The following is a 17383-nucleotide window of genomic DNA, read 5'->3' as shown; positions in this document are numbered from 1 at the left end:
TCACTACCTTTCGTTTACTATTGTTATTATTTCATTTAATAATGCCTCTAATCGTTCTTCTCTTTTTTCTAAATAAAGAAAACCTATCACTGCTTCTATCGCTGAACTTTTACGATATGTTTGAACATCAGTATTTTTAGCTTTAGTATGACTTTTCGCGTTACGCCCTCGCTTCAAAATATCCATTTCTTCGTCTGTAAACCATTCTTTCTCCATTAAATATTCTAACGTTTGCGCCTGACTTTTGGCAGATACATATTTTTTAGACATTTGATGTAGTTTATTAGGCTTACTTTTAAGCTTTAAAACGATATACGTACGTACATATTGATCTAAGACTGCGTCTCCCATATATGCTAAGGTCAATGGATTCAATAATTTAATGTGATTATCTTGTTGATTATCCACGTTTAAATCTAACCCCTTGAGGTGTGTCTTCTAATATAATGTTTTGTGATTTCAGCATGTCTCGAATCTCATCTGCTCGTGCAAAATCTTTGTTTTTCCTTGCTTCATTACGCTCTTCGATTAATTTTTCAACATCTTCATCCAATAATTCATCTGCATTTTTAGATTTTAACGGTACACCTAAAACATCGCTAAAAATTTGATAAACTGCTTTAAATTTATCAATTACTTCTGTTGATGTTGTGTTCTCTAGTACATATTTATTTGCAAGTTTTGCTAAATCATACCAAGCTGTAATTGCATTAGCTGTATTAAAATCATCATTCATAACTGTTTCAAAACGATTTAAAATCGCATCAATTTGATCAATATATGCTTGTTGATTTTCAATATTAGTAGCAATTTGTGCGCGCTCTTCAATTAATTGATAACTATTGCGAATACGCTCTAATCCACTACGTGCTGATTCAACCAATTCTAGATTATAGTTAATTGGACTTCTATAATGTACGCTAATCATAAAGAATCTTAATACATCTGGATCAATTTCTTTAATAATATCGTGAACTAAAATAAAGTTGCCTAGTGATTTACTCATTTTTTCATTATCAATATTAATGAAACCATTATGCATCCAATAATTAGCGAATGGCGCATGATTATGTGCTTCCGATTGTGCTATTTCATTTTCATGATGTGGAAATTGTAAATCTGAACCACCCGCATGTATATCAATTGTAGGTCCTAGCTCATGAAATGCCATTACAGAACATTCAATATGCCATCCTGGTCTTCCTTCACCAAATGGGCTATCCCAACTAATCTCGCCAGGCTTCGCTTTTTTCCACAATGTAAAATCAAGTGCATCTTCCTTATGCTCTCCTGCATCTATACGAGCACCCACTTTTAAGTCATCTATGGATTGATGACTTAATTTACCATAACCTTCAAATTTACGTGTTCTAAAGTAAACATCGCCACCACTTTCATATGCATAACCTTGATCAACCAAATCTTTAATAAATTGAATAATGTCATTCATATGGTCCATTACCCTTGGATTTGAAGTCGCTTTTCTAACATTTAACGCACCAACATCTTCATGAAAAGCAGCAATATATTTTTCTGCAATTTCGGGAACAGACTGATTTAATTCTTGAGAACGTTTAATTAATTTATCATCTACATCTGTAAAATTTGATACATATTCTACATTATATCCTTGGTATTCAAAGTAACGTCTCACTACGTCATAATTAATTGCTGGTCTCGCGTTACCAATATGAATGTAGTTATATACAGTAGGACCACATACATACATTTTTACTTTTCCTGGCTCTATTGGCTTGAACACTTCTTTTTGACGTGTAAGCGTATTATATAATGTAATCATCTTGAATCTCTCCATTCCTAGTCTTTTCAAGTTGTCGTTCTAAATGCTTAATTTGTTCATAAATTGGATCAGGTAGATGGCGATGATCAAATGTTTTTCCAACTCGAACACCATCTTGCTTAACAATATGTCCTGGTATACCAACAACCGTTGAATAACTTGGAACTGATTGTAAAACAACTGAATTTGCACCAATATTTACATTTGAATTTATTTTAATATTTCCTAAAACTTTCGCACCCGCTGCTATTAAAACATTGTCTCCTATATCTGGGTGTCTTTTCCCTCTTTCTTTCCCTGTCCCACCAAGTGTCACGCCTTGATAGATTGTCACATTATCACCAATTGTACATGTTTCTCCTATTACAACGCCCATACCATGATCTATAAATAGACGCTTTCCAATTTTAGCACCTGGATGGATTTCTATACCTGTGAAAAATCTTGAAATTTGAGATATCGCGCGTGCTGCAACATATTTTTTTTGGTTGTATAACTTATGTGCAATCAAATGACTCCAAACTGCATGTAAACCTGCATACGTTGTAATGACTTCTAATGTTGAACGTGCCGCTGGATCCTGCTCAAATACCATTTTTATATCGTCTCTCATTCTTTTTAACAAGATCATTTCCTCCTCAATGATTGAACTACGTAAATACATAATTGAAGTACCTGCGAAATTAAATATCAAAAAAAGCACCACTAACATACAAATTGTATTGTTAGAGGCGCTTCCGCACGGTTCCACTCTGAATTTAGCGAATTACATTAATAAAATTGCGGGCGCTTCCAAATTATCAAGGAAACTTAGTCAACTTAATGCTCATCACTCTCATTATATATTTAATTCATTTTACGAAGGTGCATTCATTAATTTCTACGTTGTACTCACAGCAACCGTACACTCTCTGCATCGTATAAATTTAATTACTAATCCTTCGTTTTTTATAAAATACTCTATTCATATTGTTGTAATTTGTTAATACAACTTTATCATATGTGGTTACGTTATAAAATTCAAGTATATACTACCTTGATCTTGTCTATTTCATTACTTATATTGTTTTAAACGGTTTAGCACTTTTTCTTTACCAAGTACTTCAATTGTATTTGGTAATTCAGGACCATGCATTTGGCCTGTTACAGCAACACGAATAGGCATAAATAATTGCTTGCCTTTTATTCCTGTTTCTTTTTGAACTTCTTTAATTGTCTTTTTAATTTCAGCCGCTTCAAATGGTTCAAGTGCTTCTAATTTACTGAATAAGTGCATCATTAACTCTGGTACTTGCTCTCCATTGATCACTTGTTGTTCTTCCTCACCAAGAGCTGGCATTTCTTTAAAGAACATTTCTGATAAAGGTACAATTTCACCGGCATAACTCATTTCTTTTTGATAAAGCGCAATTAATTTGCGTCCCCAAGATAAATCCTCTTCTGACGGCACCTCAGGAATCAAATTCGCTTTAATTAAATGAGGTAATGCTAATTGGAATACTGTTTCAGTATCTTTTTGTTTCATATATTGGTTATTAACCCATGCTAATTTTTGCTTATCGAAAAATGCTGGTGATTTTGACAAACGCTTTTCATCAAAGATTTTGATAAATTCTTCTTTAGAAAAGATTTCTTCTTCACCTTCAGGAGACCAACCTAATAACGCAATAAAATTAAATAACGCTTCAGGTAAATAACCTAAGTCACGATATTGCTCAATAAATTGTAAAATTTGCCCATCACGTTTACTTAACTTTTTACGTTCTTCATTAACAATTAATGACATATGACCAAAACGAGGTGGCTCCCAGCCAAATGCTTCATAAATCATAATTTGTTTAGGCGTGTTTGAAATATGATCATCACCACGAATGACATCTGAAATTTCCATGTAATGATCATCTATAGCTACTGCAAAATTGTACGTTGGAATGCCATCTTTTTTAACGATAACCCAGTCACCAATACCATTTGAATCAAATGAAATATTCCCTTTAACCATATCATCAAATGAATACGTTTGATTTTGAGGTACTCGGAAACGAATTGATGGTTGGCGTCCTTCTGCTTCAAATTGTTGACGTTGTTCTTCAGTCAAATGCGCATGTTGACCACCATAGCGAGGCATTTCACCACGAGCGATTTGCGCTTCACGTTCAGCTTCTAATTCTTCTTCTGTCATATAGCATTTATATGCTTTATCTTCTGCTAGTAACTGATCTATTAATGGTTGGTAGATATGTTGACGTTCAGATTGACGATATGGTCCGTAGCCATTGTCTTTATCTACAGACTCATCCCAATCTAATCCTAACCATTTAAGATTATCAAATTGTGATGTTTCTCCATCTTCTAAATTACGTTTTTTATCAGTATCTTCAATTCGAATCACAAAATCTCCGTTGTAATGTTTAGCATACAAGTAATTGAATAATGCTGTTCTTGCATTACCAATATGAAGATAACCAGTTGGACTTGGTGCATATCTTACTCTTATACGATCGCTCATTTTTTTCACTCCTAAATTAAATATCAGATTTTCAAGTTAGTTCATATAAATTGTTCATTTGCTATCTTCGACCGTCATAACAAATGTGTAACTCGTCTTATTGTTAAAACGAAACAATGCTTTTTAACATGACCTTAAAATAATTTCATTGTTTAATCATAACATAATTCCCTGGGTAATATGCTTAAATTTTAAATAGAAAGCAGTTGTTTTTTCAACACTTTAAAAAAGCTATCCCTAAGAATCAAGACTGCACTACATACGCATTTCAACGACTTAAAAATGAATATTATGTGCTGTAAAATTAAACTTCAAATTAACTATTCAAATACGTTAAAATTGATTCTAATTTTGTATGTCTCGATTGCTATAAGAATAACTTTATTAATATCTAAAATTTAACACTTAATGAACTTGTTTCAATGATATATTAGCACTATTTGCATTTTTTGATAACTGATATGTTTTGTATTTAGTTATAGTTATACTTCAAATTACAAACTTCGCCATTTCATATACCTTTTAATATCTATTTTGTTTTCGTCAACTACAGTTTTTATAATGATACTGTATCTTCGATTTTTTTAGCAAAAACAATTCTTCCTGAAGATGTTTGCAATAAGCTGACTACTTCTAAATTGACATGACTGCCAATAAGATTTTTAGCATTATCAACAACCACCATCGTACCATCATCTAGATATCCTACTGCCTGACCAGGCTCTTTACCCATTTTTGTCAGTAAAATATGCAGTTGATCACCTTGATGAACATTAGGTTTGATTGCTTCTGATAAATCATTAACATTTAATGCTTTGATACCATGTACATGACAAACTTTATTCAAATTAAAGTCTGTCGTTATAATATTTGCGTGATATTGTTTAGCTAGCTTTAATAACATCGTATCAATATCACTATGTGATTTAGTCGGATGTATGACTTTTGTAGGATAATCTAAATCATACAATTCATTTAAAATATCTAAGCCTCTTTTACCCTTTTCACGTTTAACACTGTCATTTGAATCTGCAACAATTTGTAATTCATTAATAACACCTTGTGGAATTAAAATATTGCCATCGATAAAACCGCAACGAATGACTTCTAAAATACGTCCGTCAATAATTGCGCTTGTGTCGATAATTTTTGGAGTAGCACTTTTAGTATGTTGTGACATGGAACGCGCTATATTCTCAGGTAAAAACATTAACATTTCATCTCGTTTTTTAAGGCCAAATTGGAAACCGAAATAACATAGTAATATCGTAATTATGACAGGAATGAAATGATTAAAAATAGAGTTGCCAATTGATTCTAATATAAACGACACCATAACAGAAATAAGTAATCCGATTATTAAACCTATTGTTGCGAATAGTATTTCAACAGCACTTCTACGCATAATAAAATGTTCTAAACCTTTTATAGCGTTAGTAACTCGTCTAATAAATACACCAAAAATTAAGAACATAAAAATACTACCGATAATGCCATCTACATAGTGATTTTTTAAAAAGCTGGAGTTTTGTAATCCAAGATCATTTGCAATTTCAGGAATAATAATTATTCCTAATGCGCTCCCAATAATTAAGTAAATAATAATAACCATTAGTTTAACGATATTCACACAATGTCCTCCTTTCTTGATGTTTTATGAATGAAGAGCAAATGACAATGCTTCATGTACAGTAGTTACACCTATTACTTGTATACCTTCAGAATATGTCCATCCGCCTATATTATTTTTAGGAATAATTACACGTTTGAAACCTAGTTTTGCAGCCTCTTGCACGCGTTGTTCTATCCGAGATACACGACGTACCTCACCCGTTAAACCAACTTCTCCAATATAGCAATCTAATCCGTCGACAGCTTTATCTTTAAAGCTAGACGCAGTTGCTACAATTACACTTAAATCAACTGCTGGCTCCGTTAACTTTACACCGCCAGCTACTTTGATATAAGCATCTTGTTGTTGTAATAGATAATTTTCTTTCTTTTCCAAAACAGCCATCAACAAACTTAATCGATTATGATCAATCCCTGTTGCCATTCGTCTCGGATTGTTAAAAGTCGTTGGAGTTACCAGCGCTTGAACTTCTATTAAAAGTGGTCTGGTTCCCTCCATGGTTGCAACAATTGTTGAACCTGGAACATTTGTTGAACGTTCTTCTAAAAACATTTCAGATGGATTATTTACACCTTTTAATCCACTTTGCTTCATTTCGAAGATTCCCATTTCATTCGTTGAACCAAAACGGTTTTTAACAGCTCGCAAAATTCGATATGCGTGGTGTTCATCGCCTTCAAAATAAAGCACAGTATCAACCATGTGTTCTAGCAATCTTGGGCCAGCAATTTGACCTTCTTTCGTTACATGACCCACTATAAAAGTTGCAATGTTCATTTGTTTAGCAATATTCATTAAACTTTGTGTACTTTCACGAACTTGTGAAACAGAACCTGGCGCAGAGCTGATTTCAGGATGATATATTGTTTGAATCGAATCCACTACTAGTAAATCAGGTTGTTCTTCTTTTACTGTTTGATAAATAACTTCAAGATCTGTTTCAGCTAATACTTGCAATTCACTTGAATCTTCATCTAATCGCTCTGCACGTAATTTAGTCTGACTAAGCGATTCTTCTCCAGTAATATATAGTACTTTTTTCTTTTGAGATAACGATGCACAAATTTGTAAAAGTAACGTTGACTTACCAATTCCTGGATCCCCACCAATAAGTACTAACGATCCACTCACAATACCTCCACCTAATACACGGTTGAATTCTGCTGAATCTGTTAATACTCTCGGCGTTGTTTCATGTTTAATACTATTTAATTTTTGTACTTTACCTGCTAATTCTTTGGTTTTCACTCCATGTTTAGGATTGGCTGCTTTTTCAACAATTTCCTCCATTTGATTCCAAGCGCCACAATTAGGACATTTCCCCATCCATTTAGGAGATTGATAACCACAAGCCATACATTCAAAAATCACTTTTTTCTTGGCCAAAATTGCACCTCCACTTTCCTTTGAACAAATCTATTTTAAACGCACATTCCCATTATGACAAATTAAATGTGAGTTACATTTGTTTGTATTTTAACATGACTACTAACGCAAACTGTTTTATCATATTTATTTTTTATGAATATTATAAAATAAACTTACATCATGTTGATAGTCGGTATCTTTCAAAGATAAAATCTTAATAATTTCTTAGTAAACTCTTTTCTCTAGATTTATCACAATATTATATAGACCTATTTTATTTTGACGTAAGTTGCTAGTATCTTCAAACAAAAAACCTTTATAAAAATTCACACCTTTGTGCTATCGCTGTAGGCTCATTAACTTGTTTCATATAATTCTTAACTATCCTTTGATGATTATTTTATTAGATTGTTTCGTTGGTGGATACTTTCACGAATTTCTATAGTTCAATGCTACTAAAAAACAGCCCAAAACTTTAATTTGTTTTGGACTGTTTTTTAATTATGCTTGCGATGATGTTTTAGTTTCTGAAGTTTGTTCAGCAATGTCATATTTAAACTCTTTACCATCATGATCTACTGTAACTTTCTTACCTTCAATTTGATTACCATCTAATATTAATTCACTTAAATTATCTTCGATAGTTTTTTGTATCGCTCTAATTAATGGTCTTGCACCATATTCAGGATCATATCCTTCTTCAGCGATTTTATCTTTCGCTTTATCAGTAACAATAATATTAATATTTTGTTCTGACAATCGGTTTGTTAATTTATTAACCATCATTGTTACGATTTCTTTTAATTCTTCTTTTGTTAATTTATGGAATACAATGATATCATCAACACGGTTTAAGAATTCTGGGCGGAATGAATTTTTCAATTCTTTCAACATTGTTTTTCGGATTGTTTCATAATCTTGTCCATCACTTGAACCACCGAATCCAGCAAATCGTTGATCTTGTAATTCTTGTGCTCCAACGTTTGATGTCATTATGATAATTGTATTTCTGAAATCAACTGTACGTCCTTTTGTATCTGTCAAATGTCCGTCATCTAAAACTTGTAATAGAATATTAAATACATCCGGATGTGCTTTTTCAATTTCGTCAAATAAAATTACAGAATATGGTTTACGTCTAACTTTTTCAGTTAATTGTCCACCATCATCATGACCAACATATCCTGGAGGAGCACCAACTAATCGGCTCACTGCGTGTTTTTCCATAAATTCACTCATGTCTACACGGATCATCGCATCATCATCGCCAAACATTGATTCAGCTAAAGCTCTAGCTAATTCAGTTTTACCAACACCAGTTGGTCCAAGGAAGATAAAGCTACCAATTGGTCGTTTAGGATCTTTTAACCCTGCACGAGCACGTCTAACCGCTTTACTGATTGAATTAACAGCATCTTTTTGCCCAATAACTCTCTCATGTAATGCATCTTCTAGACTAAGAAGTTTTTCAGATTCTGTTTCATTGATTTTAGTTAATGGGATACCTGTCCATCCTGCAATGACTTCAGCAATATCTTCTTCTGACAATGAAGTTGACATGCCATTTTGTGCGTTTTTCCACTCATTTTTAGCTTCTTCATATTGCTTTTCAAGTTTTGTTTGTTTATCACGCAGATTAGCAGCATTTTCAAACTCTTGAGCATGTACTGCGGCATCTTTTTCATTTTTAACTTTTTCAATTTCTTGTTCAATTTCTTTTAAATTATTAGGTGTCGTATGACTCTTAAGTCTTACTTTAGAACTTGCTTCATCAATTAAATCAATTGCTTTATCTGGTAAGAAACGATCTGAAACGTATCTGTTACTTAATTTAACAGCTGCTTCAATAGCTTCGTCTGAAATATTAATACGATGGTGTGCTTCGTAACGATCTCTTAATCCTTTTAAAATAGCAACTGTATCTACTACTGAAGGTTCATCAACTTGTACAGGTTGGAAACGACGTTCTAAAGCCGCGTCTTTTTCAATATTTTTGCGATATTCATCTAATGTAGTAGCACCAATACATTGTAATTCACCACGTGCTAATGCCGGTTTCAAAATATTCGAAGCATCGATAGCACCTTCAGCACCACCAGCACCAACTAAAGTATGCAACTCATCAATAAATAGGATGACATTACCTGCTTGTTGGATTTCTTCCATAACCTTTTTCAGACGCTCTTCAAATTCACCACGATATTTAGTACCTGCAACTACTGTTCCCATATCTAAAGACATAACACGCTTATCTTTTAATGTCTCTGGTACCTCATTATTCACTATGGCTTGCGCTAAACCTTCAGCAATAGCAGTTTTACCAACACCTGGCTCTCCAATAAGCACAGGATTGTTTTTCGTACGTCTACTTAATACTTCAATTACACGTGTAATTTCTTTATCACGTCCTATAACAGGATCTAATGTACCGTCTTTGGCAATGACTGTTAAGTCACGAGCTAAACTATCTAAAGTTGGAGTATTATTTGACTTACTAGCTTGTGCATTTTTATTACTCATTTCAGGGTTGCCTAAAGCTTTCACAACTTGTGCACGTGCTTTAGTAATATTTAAATCTAGATTTGCAAAAACTCTTGCTGCAACACCTTCATTTTCACGAATCAAGCCTAATAAAATATGTTCCGTTCCAACAAAATTATGATGTAATTTTCTAGCTTCATCCATCGATAATTCAATGACTTTTTTAGCTCTAGGTGTATAATGCAATGTACCAACATGATCTTGACCATGTCCGATTAATTTTTCAACTTCTTCAATTACTTTATCTTCAGTGATATTAAAACTTTCTAATACTTTTGCAGCAATTCCTTCAGGTTCTTTCATTAACCCCAATAATAGGTGTTCTGTTCCTATATTTGAATGATTTAAACGAATTGCTTCTTCTTGTGCATGTGCTAATACGCGCTGTGCACGTTCAGTTAATCTACCAAATAACATAAATAATGACCTCCTACTTTATATGTTCTCTTAGTATATCTGCTCGTTTTTCTTTTACAGATTTGTCATCTTCTTCATCTAATAAAAATGGTGACTGTATAGCTACCATCAATTCATTAAATTTAAAGTTTTGTAATTCAATGTAATTTAAATCTATACCAAGTTTAACTTCGCTTAATCTATAAGAAGCCTCTTCCATAGTTATCATTCTACAGTTTTGTAAAATACCTAGCGAGCGAAAAACACGGTCTTGTGTTTCTAATTGATTATAAGTGTCTAACTTTTGTCGTATTTGTTTTTCTTCATGAATGATTTGATTAACAACTTCTGTTAATGTTTCTATGATTTCTAACTCAGATTTACCAAGTGTAAGTTGGTTGGATACTTGATAAGTATGTCCATAAACTTGCGAACCTTCACCGTAAATACCTCTGATTGTATATCCAAAACGATTAATGGTTTGAGCAATCCGTGTCATTCTTTTCATAATAGATAGACCTGGTAAATGTAGCATCACGCTTGCTCTCATACCAGTACCTATATTGGTAGGACATGTAGTTAAATAACCAAGTTGTTCATCATAACTTATATCAAGGCTTCGATCTAATTCATCATCAATTGATGAAGCTTGATTATATAAAGCCTGTAATGTCGTGTCAGTTCCCATAGCTTGAATACGAATATGGTCCTCTTCATTTATCATGACACTTAAAGATTCATCATCATTCACTAATACTGCGGCTGCTGGTTGTTTTATTAGTTCAGGACTAATCAAATGCTTTGCAACCATTTTCATTTTACTTTGTTGATCCATTTGATCAAGACGCATTAATTCAAAATTTGGCAAGGCATCTTGTACCTCATTTATAACTCTAAATCCATCATTTTCAGTAGCATACATTAGTGGATGCACATGATTTTCTAAATTACGCGCTAACCGAATTCTAGAAGACATAACAATTGGTGTTTCTTCATTACTTTTCATCCATTGGCTGATATTATCATGAATATTATGCGTCATCATGTTGCACCTCACTCTCAGCTTTTAGTGCTTTAATTTCATCTCTAACAATGGCCGCTTCCTCAAAATCTTGGATTTCAATAAGTTTTTTCAAATATTCATTCTTTTCTTCGATTTTTCTCTTTAAAGCTATCTTTTTATGTGAAGAATGTGGTGTCTTTCCAACGTGCTCAAATTGTCCACCTTGAACTCTGCGGACGATATCAATGATGTCATCTTTAAATGTTGCATAACAATTAGCACATCCAAATTTACCAACATGTGCAATATCTTTCAAAGTCATATGACATGATGGGCAACGTTTTTCTTCTTTAAACGCTACTTCTTGAAAATTAATGCCATGTTTCGTAGCTAAATGTTGTAAAATTTGCTTAACAACAAATGCTTCTTCGAAATTATCTTGATGTTCTTGATATTCAGGTTGTTCATTAGCTTGATTCCACGGATGGTGCCCCTCAGCACAAGTTTGACACACCATTTTTTCTTCTGTTTTATTTTTACTTGTAATTTTAACTTTTAATTCCGCTTCATTAAGTTGACAATTTTCACAAAGCACTTCAACACCTCATTTCATTTAGTAATAATTTATAACTGGTAACAAACGTTTTAAAATATTTGCTCTAATAATATCTCTAGAAACCATATCCATTGATAGCGTTTCTCTATCAATAACTGCTTGAATCATTTTAGCTTCACGTTCATTTATTAACATTTTATCTAAAAGCCCATCAATAATATAATAAGCTTGTTGTTGAGAAATAGAAGGTCCAATCAGCTGAAGCAAATGATTAATATAACCTGTTGCATCTCTATTTTCAATTTTAGTGATTCTGATGTAACCACCACCACCACGTTTACTTTCGATTTCATAACCATGTTCATTAGTGAATCGTGTTTTGATTACATAGTTTAATTGTGATGGTACGCAATCAAAACGCTGCGCGATATTCGCTCTCTGAATTTCAACGACATCCTCATTCGACTCTTCAAATAAACGTTTGATGTATTGTTCTATGATGTCAGACATATTGTGCATGTATATCACCCCTTTTTGACCTTCTTTGACTATATTATATGACCTATTTTGACCTTTTTCAATTAATTTGTTTTTATATTTTCAAAAATTTATGATGTTAGCCCTTCCATTTTATTGTATGATAGATTGTAGAAAAAACTAAAGGAATGAGAAATATATGCATATTCTAATTGGGATTATCGGAATTATCTTCTTTTTAGCACTTGCGTTTCTATTTAGCTCAGACAGGAAAAATATTCGCTGGAAATATGTAGGAATTTTACTTGCAATTCAGCTTATCTTTGCATTTATCTTGCTTAAAACTACAATGGGAATCAAGGTTATTGGTGGTATTTCAAACGGTTTTAACTACTTATTATTAAAAGCTGCAGATGGTGTTAACTTTGTATTCGGTGGTATTCAATATATCGATCCTAAGCAACCACCATTCTTCTTCAGTGTATTATTACCTATCGTATTTATTTCAGCGATTATCGGTATCCTTCAATACACAAAGATTTTACCTTTAATCATTAATGTTTTAGGATTCTTAATTTCTAAAATTAATGGTATGGGACGTTTAGAATCATACAATGCAGTTGCTGCAGCAATTTTGGGACAGTCTGAAGTATTTATTTCAATTAAAAAACAATTACCATACATACCTAAGCAACGTTTATACACATTAACAGCTTCAGCAATGTCGACTGTATCTGCTTCAATTATCGGTGCGTACTTTACCTTAATTGAACCTAAATATGTTGTAACGGCTGTTGTCTTAAACTTATTTGGTGGTTTCATTATCGCTTCAATTATTAACCCTTATAAAGTTAATGAAGAAGATGACAAATTATTAGTTGAAGAAACTGAAGAAAGACAACAATCATTCTTCGAAATGCTAGGAGAATATATTTTAGATGGATTTAAAGTAGCTGTCATTGTAGGCGCAATGTTAATCGGATACATTGCCATTATCGCTCTATTAAATGGAATTGTAAGCAATATCTTTAGTACAGTTTCAGGTGGCGCTATTTCTTGGGATTTCCAAACATTAATTGGTTTTGTCTTTGCACCATTTGCATTCTTAGTCGGTGTGCCATGGCAAGATGCAGTTCAAGCCGGTTCAGTTATGGCGACAAAACTATTATCTAACGAATTTGTAGCAATGCAAGCACTTGGTAAACTTAGTGATTTATCTGAACACGCAAAAGGTGTTACATCTGTATTCTTAGTATCATTTGCTAACTTTAGCTCTATTGGTATTATTTCAGGTGCGATTAAATCACTTAATGACAAAAAAGGAGATACAGTTGCCCGCTTTGGTTTGAAACTATTATTCGGTGCAACACTAGTATCATTCATTTCAGCTGCAATCGCTGGATTCTTTATTTAACAAATACATCAACATCGAATTTACCCCTTCAAAAATTTGACTATTCTCAGTCTCTTTGAAGGGGTTTTTTCTTATGTATATCTTTATTTTTTATCATTTTTAATTTTGACATAAAAAATAACTCCTCCAAAGCTAAGTTTGAAGGAGATATTGTCTTCTCAACAAATCTATAAATATCAATAATTCGTTGATTTAGCATACATTAAGCTATGCTTTTTTTACAATATGATTAATAAAGTAATCCGTTACTCTATAGTCATCAGTTAATTCAGGATGGAATGATACGCCTAAATATTTACCTTGCTGGACAGCTACAATTTTCTCATTAACCTTACATAGGATATCTACGCCTTGACCTACTTTTTCAATATGTGGCGCTCTTATAAACACACCTTCAATATCTGTAGCGATACCTTTAATATCTAATTCTGTTTCAAAGCTGTCAACTTGTCTACCGAATGAGTTTCGTTGTACAGTAATATTCAACTTTTTAAGGTATCCTTCTTCACCAACTATATCTTCCGCTAGAACTATTAATCCTGCGCATGTACCAAACATAGGTAAAGTTGAATTTTGTAAAGCCTCTTTAAATCCATATAAATTCATTAATCGACGTAACGTTGTAGACTCGCCACCAGGTAATATTAAGCCCTCGATTTCTTCTAATTGTTCAACTTTTTTAACTGCAATACCTTCATGACCACTTAATTCAATATGTCTAATATGTTCACGTACTGCACCTTGTAATGCTAATACACCTATTTTCATATCTTACCAACCACGCTCTTGCATACGTTCTTCTAATGATAATTGATTGATATCTAAACCTTTCATAGCAGTGCCAAGTTCACTTGCTAATCTTCCAATTAGTTCATAGTCTTGGTAATGTGTTGTTGCTTGAACAATTGCTTTAGCAAATTTTTCTGGATCTTCTGATTTAAAAATACCTGATCCAACGAATACACCATCGGCACCTAATTCCATCATTAAAGCAGCATCTTGAGGAGTCGCAACGCCACCAGCTGCAAAGTTAACTACCGGTAAACGACCATTGTCTTTAATTTGTTTTAAAATTTCATAAGGCGCACCGATATCTTTCGCGAAAGTCATAATCTCATCATCATTCATTACAGTCAATCGACTAACTTCTGAATTAACTTGTCTCATATGTCTTACAGCTTCAACAATATTACCTGTACCTGGTTCACCTTTAGTACGTAACATAGCAGCACCTTCACCAATTCTACGCGCAGCTTCACCTAAATTACGACATCCACATACAAATGGTACTGTAAATTGATCTTTTCTTAAGTGATATTCCTCATCTGCTGGTGTTAACACTTCTGATTCATCAATATAGTCAACACCCATCGCCTCTAATACTCTTGCTTCAGTGATATGACCAATACGTGCTTTAGCCATGACTGGAATAGAAACAGCATTCATTACTTCTTCTACAATTTTAGGGTTTGCCATACGTGCAACGCCACCAGCAGCTCTAATATCAGAAGGTACTCGTTCTAATGCCATAACTGCTACCGCGCCAGCTTCTTCTGCAATTCTTGCTTGCTCAGCATTAACGACATCCATAATAACGCCGCCTTTTTGCATTTCAGCCATACCTCTTTTGACTCTGTCTGATCCAATAATTTTACTCATTATACATAAAATCCCTTTTCAAGTTGATTAAATACATTGTAATGTATAAACTGATATTTAAAAAGGTACAAAATAAGATAAATTTAGGAGGTCAGTTATAAAATTGAAAAACACTTTATACCATCAACTTTATGAAAAATTAAAAAAACAAATAATTGAAGGTCAATTTAAAGAAGGCGATAAATTTTATTCTAAAAGACAATTAAGCAAACATTTATCTATCAGCCAAACAACCGTAGAACATGCATATCAACTTCTATTAGATGAAGGTTACATTTATTCAAGACCTCGCTCTGGATATTTTGTGTCCGAAATTGAATCTTTAACAATTTTAAACAATCAACCTATCCCTTCTCTTTTTGATGATGATTCATATAATCCAAAAGCGAGTGATGAATCTTATGATTATGCTTTTAATTTGGATGAAATAGATACGAAACATTTCCCTATAGAACTTTTCAGAAAGTATTCCAAAGATCTTTATGATACAAATCATTTAAATCAATTACGTAGAGGACACTTTCAAGGAGAATTACATTTAAGATTTCAACTGGCATTTTATTTATTTACTAATCGTGGTGTAATTTGTGATCCTAATCAAATTATAATTGGCTCATCTACCGAACAATTAGTAAATCAATTAGTCGATTTACTTTATACTTCAACGTTTATTATCGAAAAACCTAGTTATCCACCAATCAAAAATATTTTAGATAAAAAACAAGTTGAATATGAACAAATTGAAGTTGAAGATAATGGAATAAACGTAGATGAAGTTATTAAATCACAAAAAAATATAGTTTATATAACACCTTCCCATCAATTTCCAACTGGATATGTAATGGACTTAAAAAAGCGAACTCAATTAATACAATGGGCCCAAGAAAAAGAAGAACGATTTATTATAGAAGATGATTATGATTCCGAGTTTAGATATTTCGGTAAACCCATTCCAGCAATTCAAGGTCTATATTCAAGAGGAGAAAAAGTGATTTATATCAGTACATTTTCAAAGTCTATTTTTCCTAGCTGTCGTGTTGCATATATGGTGTTACCCTATTCTATAATGAAAAAATATCATTCTCAAAATCACATTGAAGGCAACACTGTACCTGTTCATATGCAAAACCTTATTGCAACGTTTATATCTTCCGGTGGTTTTGAAAGGCATTTAAATAAAATGAGACGAATTTATCGTAGAAAACTAACCTATATTTTAAAAAGATTGAAACCTTACAAAGAGCAGCTTGATATTCAAGGTGCTGAAACGGGTATGCATTTTACAATTACAGTAAAAAATGGATTAACATTACAAAAGTGTCTTGATAGAGCAAACAAAGTAAACTTAAAATTACAAGTTTATAATTTCGATGATGATCAAGACTATAAGAAAACCCCTAAATTTATATTAGGCTTTGGCGGTATAGACGATGATGCTTTAAAACCGCATGTAGACGCTCTAATAAAATCATTAATTATAAAGTAACACTTCTTTGACAAAAGTTAGTGTTACTTATGCAATAGCTTGTCTATTGTATAATAATTAATTTCCTTTTTGTAATTCGATAAAGTATATAAAAGAGCAGTAAGATCATTTTCAATTAGATACTGTCTTACTGCTCTTCTCTATTTATACAATATTTTGTTTTAGATGATATCATTTTAGATTTATATAAACACAAAATTAAAATTGTACATACTTAGACAATCGAAAATGAACATTATTAAATTATCATTTCCAAAACTCAATGCGGCTCATCGCATCCATTTTTGCCTGGCAACGTTCTACTCTAGCGGAACGTAAGTTGGCTACCATCGTCGCTAAGAACCTTTCTTGTCTTGTGACAATCGCTTGCTTCTTTCCTCTTCTTCGGCTCTCGCTTACTCATTTAGCTCTACTAAACTCGTTACGCTCTTTTCTTGTTTCGTCAGATTCAAACGTTTTCACTTCGCCAAGCCATTTTTCTTTGTGTTTTCTTTTTTACTTTGACATTTTAGACATAAAAAAAGAGACCTTGCGGTCTCA

Annotated in this window: 14 protein-coding genes; 2 read left to right on the top strand and 12 right to left on the bottom strand. The window is 32.8% G+C overall.

Annotated features, from left to right (window positions below; all coding sequences use genetic code 11):
* Positions 1-3 precede the first annotated feature (3 nt).
* From HMPREF2658_RS08535 to HMPREF2658_RS08485, 10 genes are all read right to left on the bottom strand, one after another.
* Entirely contained in the window at positions 4-408 is a 405-nt protein-coding gene (locus tag HMPREF2658_RS08535; RefSeq protein WP_000370179.1) for a Mini-ribonuclease 3, read from the bottom strand.
* Positions 401-1801, bottom strand: a complete 1401-nt coding sequence (gene cysS, locus HMPREF2658_RS08530) for a cysteine--tRNA ligase (RefSeq protein WP_000631980.1) — start codon at positions 1799-1801, stop codon at positions 401-403. The genes HMPREF2658_RS08535 and cysS overlap by 8 nt, the downstream gene beginning before the upstream one ends.
* Positions 1785-2432, bottom strand: a complete 648-nt coding sequence (cysE, locus tag HMPREF2658_RS08525) for a serine O-acetyltransferase (RefSeq protein WP_001805237.1) — start codon at positions 2430-2432, stop codon at positions 1785-1787. Before cysE ends, cysS begins: the two co-directional genes overlap by 17 nt.
* A 423-nt stretch (positions 2433-2855) precedes the next feature.
* Positions 2856-4310 carry a glutamate--tRNA ligase gene (gltX, locus tag HMPREF2658_RS08520; protein ID WP_001283786.1) on the bottom strand — a complete coding sequence of 485 codons (1455 nt, stop codon included), beginning with the start codon at positions 4308-4310 and terminating at the stop codon, positions 2856-2858.
* A gap of 556 nt (positions 4311-4866) precedes the next feature.
* On the bottom strand, positions 4867-5940 hold the full coding sequence (locus tag HMPREF2658_RS08515) for a PIN/TRAM domain-containing protein (protein WP_001028373.1): 1074 nt from the start codon (positions 5938-5940) through the stop codon (positions 4867-4869).
* A 24-nt stretch (positions 5941-5964) separates the two neighbouring features.
* Positions 5965-7329: a DNA repair protein RadA gene (gene radA / locus HMPREF2658_RS08510; RefSeq protein ID WP_054194619.1), complete on the bottom strand. Its 1365-nt coding sequence runs from the start codon at positions 7327-7329 to the stop codon at positions 5965-5967.
* Positions 7330-7812: 483 nt separating this feature from the next.
* Complete coding sequence (locus HMPREF2658_RS08500) at positions 7813-10269, bottom strand: ATP-dependent Clp protease ATP-binding subunit (RefSeq protein WP_000897128.1); 2457 nt, start codon at positions 10267-10269, stop codon at positions 7813-7815.
* Positions 10270-10282: 13 nt separating this feature from the next.
* Entirely contained in the window at positions 10283-11290 is a 1008-nt protein-coding gene (locus tag HMPREF2658_RS08495) for a protein arginine kinase (RefSeq protein WP_000149503.1), read from the bottom strand.
* The gene (locus HMPREF2658_RS08490; protein WP_000882065.1) at positions 11280-11846 is read right to left on the bottom strand and encodes a UvrB/UvrC motif-containing protein; all 567 of its coding nucleotides are present in this window, start codon (positions 11844-11846) and stop codon (positions 11280-11282) included. Before HMPREF2658_RS08490 ends, HMPREF2658_RS08495 begins: the two co-directional genes overlap by 11 nt.
* A gap of 18 nt (positions 11847-11864) precedes the next feature.
* Positions 11865-12326, bottom strand: a complete 462-nt coding sequence (locus HMPREF2658_RS08485; RefSeq protein WP_000551763.1) for a CtsR family transcriptional regulator — start codon at positions 12324-12326, stop codon at positions 11865-11867.
* A gap of 157 nt (positions 12327-12483) precedes the next feature.
* On the opposite strand from HMPREF2658_RS08485, the gene HMPREF2658_RS08480 reads away from it, so the two are divergent.
* Complete coding sequence (locus HMPREF2658_RS08480; RefSeq protein WP_000547794.1) at positions 12484-13698, top strand: NupC/NupG family nucleoside CNT transporter; 1215 nt, start codon at positions 12484-12486, stop codon at positions 13696-13698.
* Positions 13699-13905: 207 nt separating this feature from the next.
* On the opposite strand, the gene pdxT is transcribed toward HMPREF2658_RS08480, so the two are convergent.
* Both pdxT and pdxS read right to left on the bottom strand, forming a co-directional pair.
* Positions 13906-14466, bottom strand: coding sequence for a pyridoxal 5'-phosphate synthase glutaminase subunit PdxT (pdxT, locus tag HMPREF2658_RS08475; protein WP_070854345.1), 561 nt, complete (start codon positions 14464-14466; stop codon positions 13906-13908).
* 3 nt (positions 14467-14469) lie between these two features.
* Entirely contained in the window at positions 14470-15357 is an 888-nt protein-coding gene (pdxS, locus tag HMPREF2658_RS08470) for a pyridoxal 5'-phosphate synthase lyase subunit PdxS (protein WP_000034728.1), read from the bottom strand.
* A 103-nt stretch (positions 15358-15460) separates the two neighbouring features.
* Here pdxS and HMPREF2658_RS08465 point away from each other — a divergent pair, with 103 nt between their 5' ends.
* A complete protein-coding gene (locus HMPREF2658_RS08465) occupies positions 15461-16843 on the top strand; it encodes a MocR-like pyridoxine biosynthesis transcription factor PdxR (RefSeq protein WP_000799259.1) in 1383 nt (460 codons plus the stop codon).
* Positions 16844-17383 lie beyond the last annotated feature (540 nt).

The organism is Staphylococcus sp. HMSC062H10 (genome assembly GCF_001836945.1).
Classification (GTDB): Bacteria; Bacillota; Bacilli; order Staphylococcales; family Staphylococcaceae; genus Staphylococcus; species Staphylococcus aureus.
The sequence above is the reverse complement of the archived record's forward strand: the minus strand, read 5'-3'. Positions and strand labels throughout refer to the sequence as shown.

Coding starts and splice junctions, on each gene's coding strand:
- cysS (WP_000631980.1), bottom strand. CDS start 1,801: ATGATTACATTATATAATACGCTTACACGTCAAAAAGAAGTGTTCAAG.
- cysE (WP_001805237.1), bottom strand. CDS start 2,432: ATGATCTTGTTAAAAAGAATGAGAGACGATATAAAAATGGTATTTGAG.
- gltX (WP_001283786.1), bottom strand. CDS start 4,310: ATGAGCGATCGTATAAGAGTAAGATATGCACCAAGTCCAACTGGTTAT.
- HMPREF2658_RS08500 (WP_000897128.1), bottom strand. CDS start 10,269: ATGTTATTTGGTAGATTAACTGAACGTGCACAGCGCGTATTAGCACAT.
- HMPREF2658_RS08495 (WP_000149503.1), bottom strand. CDS start 11,290: ATGACGCATAATATTCATGATAATATCAGCCAATGGATGAAAAGTAAT.
- HMPREF2658_RS08485 (WP_000551763.1), bottom strand. CDS start 12,326: ATGCACAATATGTCTGACATCATAGAACAATACATCAAACGTTTATTT.
- HMPREF2658_RS08480 (WP_000547794.1), top strand. CDS start 12,484: ATGCATATTCTAATTGGGATTATCGGAATTATCTTCTTTTTAGCACTT.
- pdxT (WP_070854345.1), bottom strand. CDS start 14,466: ATGAAAATAGGTGTATTAGCATTACAAGGTGCAGTACGTGAACATATT.
- pdxS (WP_000034728.1), bottom strand. CDS start 15,357: ATGAGTAAAATTATTGGATCAGACAGAGTCAAAAGAGGTATGGCTGAA.